This window comes from Pseudomonas sp. GW821-FHT07G06, assembly GCF_058986625.1.
Genome location: NZ_JBYSVW010000003.1, coordinates 222,176 through 234,001, shown reverse-complemented (window position 1 = coordinate 234,001; position 11,826 = coordinate 222,176). Strand labels below are relative to the sequence as shown.

The window sequence follows — 11,826 nt, the reverse complement described above, 5'->3', positions numbered from 1 at the left end:
CCCTTCAATGACAAATTTCAGACAAAAAAATGCCCGGCAAGCCGGGCAAGTTTTTTATGCGCGTGCTTACAAGTTGTAGCCGCGTTCGTTGTGAAGCGCCAGATCGATGCCGACTGCCTCTTCTTCTTCATTGATGCGCAGACCCATGACCGCATCCAGCACCTTGAGGATGATGTACGTGGCGATCGCGGTGTAGATCACCGTGAATCCCACGCCTTTGCACTGAATCCACACTTGTGCGGCGATGTCGGTCACGGTGCCGAAGCCACCCAGGGACGGCGCGGCGAACACACCGGTCAGGATTGCGCCGAGGATACCGCCGATACCGTGCACACCGAAGGCGTCCAGGGAATCGTCATAGCCGAGCTTGCGTTTCAGGGTGGTCGCGCAGAAGAAGCACACCACGCCAGCCGACAGACCGATGACCAGCGCGCCCATCGGGCCAACGGTGCCGGCAGCCGGGGTAATTGCCACCAGGCCGGCAACCACGCCCGAAGCGATGCCCAGTGCGCTAGGTTTGCCATGGGTGACCCACTCGGCAAACATCCAGCCCAGCGCAGCAGCGGCAGTCGCGATTTGCGTCACCAGCATCGCCATACCGGCGGTACCGTTGGCCGCAGCGGCGGAACCGGCGTTGAAACCGAACCAGCCGACCCACAGCATGGCCGCGCCCATCAGGGTATAACCGAGGTTGTGCGGTGCCATCGGCGTGGTCGGGAAGCCTTTGCGCTTGCCCAGCACCAGGCAGGCAACCAGACCGGCCACACCGGCGTTGATGTGCACCACGGTGCCGCCGGCGAAGTCCAGAACGCCCCAGTCCCACATCAGGCCGCCGTTACCGGACCAGACCATGTGCGCAATCGGCGCGTAAACCAGGGTGAACCAGATGCCCATGAAGACCAGCATCGCGGAGAACTTCATCCGCTCGGCGAAGGCACCGACGATCAGCGCCGGCGTGATGATGGCGAAGGTCATCTGGAAGGTGATGAACACCGCTTCAGGGAACAGCGCCGCAGGACCGGTCAGGCTGGCTGGCGTGACACCGGCCAGGAATGCCTTGCCCATGCCGCCGAAGAACGAGTTGAAGTTGACGACGCCCTGCTCCATGCCGGTGGTGTCGAACGCGATGCTGTAGCCATAGATGACCCACAGGACGCTGATCAGACCGGTAATGGCGAAGCACTGCATCATCACGGAAAGAATGTTTTTCGACCGGACCATGCCGCCGTAGAACAGCGCGAGACCGGGAATGGTCATGAACAGCACCAAGGCTGTAGAGGTCAACATCCAGGCAGTGTCGCCAGAGTTGAGGACCGGAGCCGCCACTTCGTCTGCCGCCAAAGCAAGGCTGGGCATTACGATGGACAACAGGGCTCCTAGCCCTGCGAATTTACGCAGAGTCATATTGTTTTCTCCTGGGGCGTTGGGTTTGTGGCGGCTTAGATTGCGTCGGTATCGGTTTCGCCGGTACGGATGCGAATCGCCTGTTCCAGATTGACCACGAAGATCTTGCCGTCACCGATCTTGCCGGTGTTGGCCGCCTTGGTGATGGCCTCGATTACCCGGTCCAGATCCTTGTCGTCGATGGCGACGTCGATCTTCACCTTGGGCAGGAAATCGACCACGTATTCCGCGCCGCGATACAGCTCGGTGTGCCCCTTCTGCCGGCCAAAGCCTTTGACTTCAGTGACGGTAATGCCCTGCACGCCGATCTCGGACAGCGACTCGCGTACGTCGTCCAGCTTGAACGGCTTGATGATGGCAGTGACTAGCTTCATGAAAACTCTCTCCCGAATTGGTGGACTTGCCCCAGGAAAACAAACCCGACTCAAGTCTAAGCGCAGTGCCTGGCTTTGTAACGCATCGTCGGCCTTACCTGCCCGTCCGACGCCAGCTAACCGCTCCTTGCGAAGCACTCCCCGTGATTCGCCTGGCGCACTGCATTCGTCACAGCGACTGCATCAGTGCATGGGTCATCAGCATCTAAGCAGAAAGCTTGCCATCTCCACAAAACTGACTGTTTTCAAGCCTTTACCGGCGGATAGCGGATACTTCGCGACAACACCCGGCACGTTACGCACAACAACGGTGCGACGCCGTCCGTCCCGATGCGCGAAAACCGTGCACCCCTTGCCCGCGCAAATGACTATAGACACTGCGTGATACACTGCCCGTCATTGTTTCCAGGACATTGCCCATGCTCGCGCCAAAAGACTTCCTCGACGCCCTGACCGGCACCGCCTCCCGCCTCTTCAGCGGCGACACGCCGCTGCCGAAAGCCGAAATCGAAAGCCAGTTCAAAATGTTGCTGCAGAGCGGCTTCAGCAAACTGGATCTGGTGAGCCGGGAAGAGTTCGATAGCCAGATGGTTGTACTGGCACGTACGCGGGCGCGGCTGGAGGCTCTTGAAACGAAGGTCGCGGAGATGGAAGCGAAGCTGAATCCGCCAACCGAATAACCCATCAATCCCGCTTTGAAACACAGCCCCCTGTAGGAGCTGCCGAAGGCTGCGATCTTCTGATCCCAAGCCCCGCAAAAATCCCGGCAACGTCCTACAAACATCACACCGCCGTCCGATTGCGTCGCCAGGTATCCGGTCTCTAAGCTCATCCCCGCTGAATGTTCAGCACTGGGTTTGGCGACCTGAATAGCATGTGACGCACAGTGACCACGTTCGATATCGGGCATTTTCCCTTTCGAATTATGGCGGCTGGGCGTGGGAGACCTTCGGGTCTGCCGGTTTTTCGCATGCACCGGTTCGCCAACCCGCGCACAGCTGCCACCCTTATTGTTTGGCGACGATAAGCGGCAGTGTCCTTCATGCGATTTTGGGTACTACAACATGGACGAAAACTATCTAACACCCCACATCTTCACCCGCCACAAACTCCACCTCCACGCCCTCCTCCTGCAAAACCAACCCTGGTTCAGCGCCCGCGACCTAGGCCGATTACTCCGCATTCACCTCAACGACCGCCAACTCCGAAAACTCGATCCCGACCAATACCAAACCACCAAAACCCTCATCCACGGTCACATCGAAAACACCCTGCTGATCAGCGAATCCGGTGTCTACGCCATGCTCGTCTACCACTACTGCCCCGAATACCGAGCCTTACGTGAATGGCTCACCCACGAAGTCGTCCCCGCCCTGCGAGACGCCCAACACCCCACCACAACCGAACGCCCACAACTGAGCCTGCTCAACTGGCCGGAAATGTCGTTGAGCCTGCTGCACTGGAATAACCAACCGTGGATTCGGTTGCAGGATGTGCCGCAGATGCTGCCTGACCACGAACGACCACAGCATGCGGTGAGCGAGCCGTGGTGGAGGTGGGCTTCGCGGGTACTGCAACCGCGCTGAGCCCAAAGAATTCACTCATGCGGCACCCACCCTGCAGAAACAGACCGAGCGGTGAATGACCTGTGGCGAGGGAGCTTGCTCCCGTTGGGTCGCGAAGCGGCCCCAAAAGAGGGACGGCTACGCCGTCCAACGGGAGCAAGCTCCCTCGCCACAGGGTGGTGACTGTCGGTCTCGCAACATCCGGTGAATGTTTGCCGCCCCAGCCACCACACCGCAACGCCCTCCCACGACTACCCTTCAAAAACCCGCAGGAAGCGGCCCCCGTTTATCTCAAGGAACGACCATGTCCCTCTCCATCGTCCACAGCCGCGCCCAGATCGGCGTGGAGGCACCCGCCGTCACCGTAGAAGTTCATCTGGCCAATGGCCTGCCATCCCTGACCATGGTCGGCCTGCCCGAGGCGGCGGTGAAGGAAAGCAAGGATCGGGTGCGCAGTGCGATCATCAATTCGGGGCTGCAATTTCCGGCGCGGCGGATCACGTTGAATCTGGCGCCGGCGGATTTGCCCAAGGATGGTGGGCGGTTCGATCTGGCGATTGCCCTGGGGATTCTCTCGGCCAGCGTGCAGGTGCCGACGCTGACACTGGATGACGTGGAGTGTTTGGGGGAGTTGGCCCTGTCAGGTGCGGTGCGGGCAGTTCGAGGAGTGTTGCCGGCGGCGTTGGCGGCGCGCAAGGCCGGGCGCTGGCTGATGGTGCCACGGGCGAACGCTGAGGAAGCGTGCCTGGCGTCGGGACTGAAAGTGATTGCTGTTGACCACTTGCTGGAGGCCGTCGCGCACTTCAACGGGCATACACCAATCGAGCCTTATACTTCCGATGGACTGCTCTGCGCCAGCAAACCTTATCCCGACTTGAATGAAGTGCAAGGGCAACTGGCGGCCAAGCGTGCGCTGCTGATTGCGGCTGCAGGCGCTCACAACCTGTTACTCAGTGGTCCCCCGGGGACCGGAAAAACCTTGCTGGCGAGTCGCTTGCCGGGGCTGCTGCCGCCGCTGTCCGAAAGCGAGGCGCTGGAAGTGGCGGCGATTCAATCGGTCACCAGTTGTGTGCCCTTGCGTCACTGGCCACAGCGCCCCTTTCGCCAGCCCCATCACTCCGCCTCCGGCCCCGCTTTAGTGGGTGGCGGCTCGAAACCGCAACCGGGTGAAATTACCCTCGCCCACCACGGCGTCCTGTTTCTTGATGAGCTTCCCGAGTTTGAACGCAGAGTATTGGAAGTCCTGAGAGAGCCGATGGAATCCGGGCATATCGTCATCTCGCGGGCGAAAGATCGCGTGCGTTTTCCGGCACGCTTCCAGTTGGTGGCGGCGATGAATCCGTGTCCCTGTGGATATCTTGGCGAGCCAAGCGGGCGCTGCTCCTGCACGCCGGACATGGTGCAGCGTTATCGCAACAAGCTGTCGGGGCCGCTGCTCGATCGCATCGACCTGCATCTGACTGTCGCCCGGGAAGCCACGGCGTTGAATCCCAAAGTGAAGCCAGGCGAGAACAGCGCCAGTGCTGCGGTGCTTGTCGCCGAGGCTCGTGAACGCCAGCAGAAGCGCCAGGGTTGTGCCAATGCGTTTCTCGATCTGCCAGGTCTGCGCCGGCACTGCGAGTTATCCACAGCCGACGAGCACTGGCTGGAATCCGCCTGTGAACGACTGACCCTGTCACTGCGCTCGGCACACCGTTTGCTGAAGGTGGCGCGGACGCTGGCGGATCTGGAACAAGTTGATGCGATCAGTCGTGAGCATTTGGCGGAGGCGTTGCAGTATCGGCCGGCCACGCAGTGAGTGCCGAGACCGCGTTGCCCCCATCGCGAGCAGGCTCGCTCCCACAGGGGACGGCGTTGAGGGGAGAAAGCGGAGACATCGTTCAACTCAGATGCACGACATCCGGTAATTCCATGGACCGGACTTCGTTTTGCAGAAAGTCGCTGAGTCGGCGCATGCGTTCGCCGCCGGGGCGGGTTTTCGGCCACACGAGGTAGTAACACAGGCCGCTGGCCACCGCTGTCGGCCACGGCAGGCTCAAGCGGCCCTGAGCCACGTCCTCCGCAACCATCAGCAGATCGCCCATGGACACGCCATAGCCTCGCGCGGCGGCAATCATGCCCAGTTCCAGGGTATCGAACACCTGCCCGCCCTTGAGCGACACCTGTTCGGCCAGGCCCATGCGCTCCAGCCAGTTGCGCCAGTCGCGGCGGTCCGGCGTCGGGTGCAGCAACTCGGTGTTGCTCAGGCGCTCGACATCCCAGGGCTGGTCGCCCCGCAGGTTGGGCGCGCCGACCGGGATCAACTCCTCGGGGAACAGGTAACTCGCTTCCCAGTCCGGAGGGAAATGTCCGTTGCTTAACAGCACCGCGCAGTCGAACGGCTCGTCGTTGAAATCCACGGAATCGACGTCCATCCACGCACTGGTCAGCTGCACTTCGTTGCCCGGTTGCAGATGACGGAAGCGACTGAGGCGCGCCAGCAACCAGCGCATGGTCAGGGTCGACGGGGCTTTCATGCGCAGGATGTCGTCTTCGGCGCGCAAGGTATTGCAGGCGCGCTCCAGGGCAGTGAAGCCCTCGCGAATACCCGGCAACAACAAACGGGCCGACTCGGTCAGTTGCAGGTTGCGGCCACTGCGGTGAAACAAGCGGCAGGCAAAATGCTCTTCGAGCGTACGAATATGTCGGCTGACCGCACTCTGGGTAATCGACAGTTCTTCGGCCGCACGGGTAAACGAACTGTGCCGCGCCGCCGCTTCGAATGCGCGCAGGGCATACAAGGGAGGAAGACGACGGGACATTGGGAATACTCCTACTGCGGGGTTCGCCTACCCTAGCAGAAACGTCTCCAGCATGAGTTTAAATCATGCAATCCATCCTTATTATCCCTTTGTGCAAACCACGCAGAGCGCCGAGAATCGGTGCTTTCCTGTCCCCTTTGATATTCGAGCGTGATGACCATGCAGCATCCAGCACGTACTGAACTCTGGGCCATCCTGCGGCTGGCGGGGCCGCTGATTGCCTCGCAGTTGGCGCACATGCTGATGGTCCTCACCGACACCCTGATGATGGCGCGCCTGAGTCCCGAGGCACTGGCCGGTGGCGGGCTCGGCGCGGCGACCTATTCGTTCGTGTCGATTTTCTGCATCGGCGTGATTGCTGCCGTCGGCACACTGGTGGCGATCCGTCAGGGAGCCGGCGACATTCTCGGGGCGACCCGGCTGACCCAGGCCGGGTTGTGGCTGGCATGGCTGATGGCGCTGGTCGCCGGTTTGCTGCTGTGGAACCTCAAACCGGTGCTGCTGCTGTTCGGCCAGACCGAAAGCAATGTCCAGATGGCCGGGCAGTTTTTGATCTTCCTGCCGTTCGCCCTGCCCGGCTACCTGAGCTTCATGGCCCTGCGCGGGTTCACCAGCGCCATTGGCCGCGCGACACCGGTGATGGTCATCAGCCTGGGCGGGACCGTGGCCAACTTCCTGCTCAACTATGCGCTGATTACTGGCATGTTCGGCCTGCCGAAGCTGGGGCTGATGGGCATCGGGCTGGTCACGGCGATTGTCGCCAACCTGATGGCCCTGGCGCTGGCGTGGCACATTCGTCGGCATCCGGCTTATGAGGCCTATCCGCTGCGTCAGGGCCTGTCGCGCCTGAACCGCCAGTACCTGAAGGAGTTGTGGCGCCTGGGCCTGCCGATTGGCGGCACCTACGCGGTGGAAGTCGGGCTGTTTGCCTTCGCCGCGCTGTGCATGGGCACCATGGGCAGCACGCAACTGGGTGCACACCAGATCGCCCTGCAAATCGTCTCGGTGGCGTTCATGGTGCCGGCGGGGATTTCCTATGCGATCACCATGCGTATCGGTCAGCATTACGGCGCCGGGCAACTGCTGGATGCGCGGCTGGCCGGGCGGGTCGGCATTGCGTTCGGGGCGGCGGCGATGCTGTGTTTCGCCATGGTCTTCTGGCTGTTGCCGAATCAGTTGGTCGGTTTGTTTCTCGACCATAACGACCCGGCGTTCCGCGATGTCATCAACCTCGCCGTGAGCCTGCTGGCGGTGGCGGCATGGTTCGAGCTGTTCGACGGCACGCAAACCATCGCCATGGGCTGCATTCGCGGGCTCAAGGATGCCAAGACCACGTTCCTGGTGGGCCTGGGCTGCTATTGGCTGATTGGCGCTCCGGCGGCGTGGTGGATGGCGTTCCACCTGGACTGGGGGCCAACGGGTGTCTGGTGGGGCCTGGCGTTGGGCCTGGCGTGTGCGGCGGTGAGCCTGACGCTGGGGTTTGAGTGGAAGATGAAGCGGATGATCAAGCGCGAAACGACGTCAGAGCAGCGCTTCGAAGTCGCTCAGCCTGACTGAGACCCCTTGTAGGAGCGAGCCCGCTCGCGATAAACCCGAGAACGCCGCGGGGCACATGCCAACCAGCGTTATCGTTGACGACCATCGCGAGCAAGCTCGCTCCTACAGGGTTCCGTGGCAACCAATTACTCGTGATCAGATCACGACTTCCAGCGGCGGCTGCTGGCTGGAGCCAAACATCAGATACTCCACCAGCTCGGCCAACGGCAATGGCCTGCTGATCAAATACCCCTGCACCTGATCGCATTCGAACCCACGCAGTAGATCCAGTTGCTCCGGCGTCTCCACACCTTCGGCGACCACCTCAAGGTTGAGGTTGTGCGCCAGGTTGATCATCGCGTGGACCAGCTTGCGGTTTTCCTCACGCTGTTCCATGCCACCGACAAAGCTCTTGTCTATTTTCAGCAAAGTGATCGGCAGGCTGTTGAGGTGCACGAACGACGAGAAGCCAGTGCCAAAGTCGTCGAGGGAGAAGCGCACACCGAGGCGCCCGAGGGCGTCCATGGTCTGCTTGACCAGATCGCTGCGGCGCATCACGGCGGTTTCGGTTAGTTCGAACTCCAGCCACTGCGCCTCGACACCGCGCTCGGCAATCAGGCGACTCAGGGTCGACAGCAACTGGCTGTCCTGGAACTGCCGGAACGACAGGTTGATCGCCATGTGCAACGGCGGCAAACCCAGCTCAAGCAGCGCCTGCATGTCGCGCAAGGCCCGGGAAATCACCCAGTAGCCCAGCGGCACGATCAGGCCGCTTTGCTCGGCCAGCGGCACGAATTCGCTCGGTGGCAGCAAGCCGCGCTCGGCATGCCGCCAGCGCACCAACGCTTCGAGGCCGACGATCTGTCCGTCTTCAAGGTTCAGCCGTGGCTGGTAGTGCAATTCCAGCTCATCGCGGCGCAGTGCCCGACGCAGTTCGGTTTCGAGGTCGGCGATGCTGCGGGCATTGCGATTGATGCGCTCGTTGAAAATGTGAAAGGTGCAACCTTGCGTGCTTTTGGCCTGCTGCATGGCGATGTGCGCGTGCCACATCAGCGGGTCCGCGCCGGCCTGGGCCCGGGCGTGGGCAATGCCCAGGCTGGAGCCGATCAACAGGCTTTCGCCGTCAATCCAATAGGGCTCGGCCAGCGCTTCGCTGATGCGCTCGGCCATCCATTCGGCACGCTGGGGAGCGCGACGGGTGTCGATCAGCAGCGCGAATTCATCGCTGCCCAGGCGTGCCAGTTGATCGCCGGCTTCAAGCTGGCTCTTGAGTCGCGCCACCACTTGCAGGATCAGGCGGTCACCAGCCTGATGGCCGAGGGCGTCGTTGGCGTAACGGAAATTGTCGAGGTCGAGATGACCGAGGGCCAGGCCGCGACCGTCGTTTTCCGCCAACCGCGCCGTCAACAGGGTCTGAAAGCCCTGGCGGTTGGCGATGCCGGTGAGCGGATCTTGCTCGGCCAGACGTTGCAGGGTGTTTTCCAGAACGCCACGTTCGCGCACATGGCGCAGGCAACGGCGCAACATGCCCGGATCGAGATGATCGCGCACCAGCCAGTCACTTACACCGTCGGGCGGGGTCAGCGGCTCATGGTCGAGCAGCAACACCGTCGGCAGGCTGCAACGGCCCGGCGCCGGTTGAAGTTGCGGGATGGTCAATAACACCGCGCTGCGGTTGTCATCGAACAGGCTGCTGACCGACTCCCAACTCGGCGCGCTGATGAGCACGGCCGAGCTCCCCATCGGAGCCAGACACTCGCGCAACAACGCTGCCCACGCTGGCTCTTCGGCCAGTAGCAGCAAACGCAAGGGTTCGACAGGCGTAGACAAGCTAGCTCCCTAGACTCTGCAAAGATGTAGGCGACGGGCATTATGCCGTCCCGATAACTAATGACAATGACATCAGTTATCAAAACGAGCCCTTTGTATCTGGAATTACGAACATTAGCCGCAAATTCGTTGCGCATCCTGCGTGAAAGTAACAAAACCGGCAATTGCAGATCGCGCGGTACGTCACAAGTCGGACAGAGCAGCACAATTCGCTGAGCCTGTTAAAATGCCGGCCCATTTCGTGACTGACTCCTGAATTTACCTATGTCCCGACTCAATCCCCGGCAGCAAGAAGCCGTGAGCTACGTCGGCGGCCCTCTTTTGGTGCTCGCCGGTGCAGGCTCCGGCAAGACCAGTGTGATCACGCGCAAAATCGCGCACCTGATCCAGAACTGCGGCATCCGCGCCCAGTACATCGTCGCCATGACCTTTACCAACAAGGCCGCCCGCGAGATGAAGGAACGGGTCGGCACCCTGCTGCGTGCCGGTGAAGGTCGCGGGCTGACGGTCTGCACCTTCCACAACCTGGGCCTGAACATCATCCGCAAGGAACACGTGCGGCTGGGCTACAAACCGGGCTTCTCGATCTTCGACGAGACCGACGTCAAGGCCCTGATGACCGACATCATGCAGAAGGAATACTCGGGCGACGACGGCGTCGACGAGATCAAGAACATGATCGGTGCCTGGAAAAACGACCTGATCCTGCCGGCCCAGGCCCTGGAAAACGCGCGCAACCCCAAGGAGCAGACCGCCGCCATCGTCTACACCCACTACCAGCGCACGCTCAAGGCGTTCAACGCAGTGGACTTCGACGACCTGATCCTGCTGCCGGTGAAGCTGTTCGAAGAACACGCCGACATCCTGGAAAAGTGGCAGAACAAGGTGCGCTACCTGCTGGTCGACGAATACCAGGACACCAACGCCAGCCAGTACCTGCTGGTGAAAATGCTCATCGGCAAACGCAACCAGTTCACCGTGGTGGGCGACGATGACCAGTCGATCTACGCCTGGCGCGGTGCCCGCCCGGAAAACCTGATGCTGCTCAAGGAGGACTACCCGTCCTTGAAAGTGGTGATGCTTGAGCAGAACTACCGCTCCACCAGCCGCATCCTGCGCTGCGCCAACGTGCTGATCTCGAACAACCCCCACGAATTCGAAAAGCAGCTGTGGAGTGAAATGGGCCACGGCGACGAGATCCGCGTGATCCGCTGCCGCAACGAGGATGCCGAGGCCGAGCGTGTGGCCATGGAAATCCTCAGCCTGCACTTGCGCACCGACCGTCCGTACAGCGATTTCGCGATCCTCTATCGCGGCAACTACCAGGCCAAGCTGATCGAGCTGAAATTGCAGCACCACCAGGTGCCGTATCGCCTGTCCGGCGGCAACAGCTTTTTCGGCCGCCAGGAAGTGAAAGACCTGATGGCCTACTTCCGCCTGATCGTGAACCCGGATGACGACAACGCCTTCCTGCGGGTGATCAACGTGCCGCGCCGCGAGATCGGCTCGACCACGCTGGAGAAACTGGGTAACTACGCCACTGAACGCAAGATCTCGATGTACGCCGCCACCGACGAAATCGGCCTGGGCGAGCATCTGGACAGCCGCTTCACCGATCGCCTGTCGCGCTTCAAGCGCTTCATGGACAGGGTGCGCGAGCAGTGCGCCGGCGAAGACCCGATCTCGGCCCTGCGCAGCATGGTCATGGACATCGACTACGAGAACTGGCTGCGCACCAACAGCTCCAGCGACAAGGCCGCCGATTACCGCATGGGTAACGTGTGGTTCCTGATCGAGGCGCTGAAGAACACCCTGGAAAAAGACGAAGAAGGCGAAATGACCGTCGAGGACGCCATCGGCAAACTCGTCCTGCGCGACATGCTCGAGCGTCAGCAGGAAGAGGAAGACGGCGCCGAAGGCGTGCAGATGATGACCCTGCATGCGTCCAAGGGCCTGGAATTCCCCTACGTGTTCATCATGGGCATGGAGGAGGAAATCCTCCCGCACCGCTCCAGCATCGAAGCCGACACCATCGAAGAAGAACGTCGCCTGGCCTACGTGGGCATTACCCGCGCCCGCCAGACCCTGGCCTTCACCTTCGCGGCCAAGCGCAAGCAGTACGGCGAGATCATCGATTGCGCGCCGAGCCGCTTCCTCGATGAGTTGCCACCGGACGATCTGGCCTGGGAAGGCAACGACGACACACCGACCGAAGTCAAAGCCGTGCGGGGCAACAACGCATTGGCAGATATACGCGCGATGTTAAAGCGCTAGAATTGACCACTTTTATATGACCTTCGGCGCACAGGCGCCAAA

The 11,826-nt window shown here is 61.3% G+C and carries 9 protein-coding genes; 5 read left to right on the top strand and 4 right to left on the bottom strand.

Translation table 11 applies throughout. From position 1 onward, the window contains the following. Positions 1 to 66: 66 nt before the first annotated feature. Complete coding sequence (locus AC3WJW_RS07680) at positions 67 to 1,404, bottom strand: ammonium transporter (RefSeq protein WP_493725631.1); 1,338 nt, start codon at positions 1,402 to 1,404, stop codon at positions 67 to 69. Positions 1,405 to 1,439: 35 nt separating this feature from the next. Further along, entirely contained in the window at positions 1,440 to 1,778 is a 339-nt protein-coding gene (gene glnK / locus AC3WJW_RS07675; RefSeq protein WP_002555808.1) for a P-II family nitrogen regulator, read from the bottom strand. A gap of 419 nt (positions 1,779 to 2,197) precedes the next feature. Here glnK and AC3WJW_RS07670 point away from each other — a divergent pair, with 419 nt between their 5' ends. The 3 genes from AC3WJW_RS07670 to AC3WJW_RS07660 all read left to right on the top strand — a co-directional run bounded on the left by AC3WJW_RS07670 (position 2,198) and on the right by AC3WJW_RS07660 (position 5,141). After that, positions 2,198 to 2,458 (top strand): accessory factor UbiK family protein, encoded by a 261-nt coding sequence (locus AC3WJW_RS07670; protein WP_007980822.1) that lies wholly within the window; start codon positions 2,198 to 2,200, stop codon positions 2,456 to 2,458. Between the two features lie 384 nt (positions 2,459 to 2,842). After that, positions 2,843 to 3,364 carry a BRO-N domain-containing protein gene (locus AC3WJW_RS07665; protein ID WP_493725630.1) on the top strand — a complete coding sequence of 174 codons (522 nt, stop codon included), beginning with the start codon at positions 2,843 to 2,845 and terminating at the stop codon, positions 3,362 to 3,364. 283 nt (positions 3,365 to 3,647) lie between these two features. Next, positions 3,648 to 5,141, top strand: coding sequence for a YifB family Mg chelatase-like AAA ATPase (locus AC3WJW_RS07660; protein WP_493725629.1), 1,494 nt, complete (start codon positions 3,648 to 3,650; stop codon positions 5,139 to 5,141). An 82-nt stretch (positions 5,142 to 5,223) separates the two neighbouring features. Here AC3WJW_RS07660 and AC3WJW_RS07655 read toward each other — a convergent pair whose 3' ends face one another. Beyond that, positions 5,224 to 6,144, bottom strand: coding sequence for a LysR substrate-binding domain-containing protein (locus AC3WJW_RS07655; protein WP_218481080.1), 921 nt, complete (start codon positions 6,142 to 6,144; stop codon positions 5,224 to 5,226). Between the two features lie 159 nt (positions 6,145 to 6,303). Here AC3WJW_RS07655 and AC3WJW_RS07650 point away from each other — a divergent pair, with 159 nt between their 5' ends. After that, positions 6,304 to 7,701, top strand: coding sequence for a NorM family multidrug efflux MATE transporter (locus tag AC3WJW_RS07650; RefSeq protein WP_095964442.1), 1,398 nt, complete (start codon positions 6,304 to 6,306; stop codon positions 7,699 to 7,701). Positions 7,702 to 7,836: 135 nt separating this feature from the next. Here the strand turns inward: AC3WJW_RS07650 and AC3WJW_RS07645 are convergent, their stop codons facing one another. Beyond that, positions 7,837 to 9,510 carry a putative bifunctional diguanylate cyclase/phosphodiesterase gene (locus AC3WJW_RS07645; protein ID WP_102699678.1) on the bottom strand — a complete coding sequence of 558 codons (1,674 nt, stop codon included), beginning with the start codon at positions 9,508 to 9,510 and terminating at the stop codon, positions 7,837 to 7,839. Between the two features lie 264 nt (positions 9,511 to 9,774). Between AC3WJW_RS07645 and rep the strand changes: the two genes are divergently transcribed. Beyond that, positions 9,775 to 11,784, top strand: coding sequence for a DNA helicase Rep (rep, locus tag AC3WJW_RS07640; protein WP_007975144.1), 2,010 nt, complete (start codon positions 9,775 to 9,777; stop codon positions 11,782 to 11,784). Positions 11,785 to 11,826 lie beyond the last annotated feature (42 nt).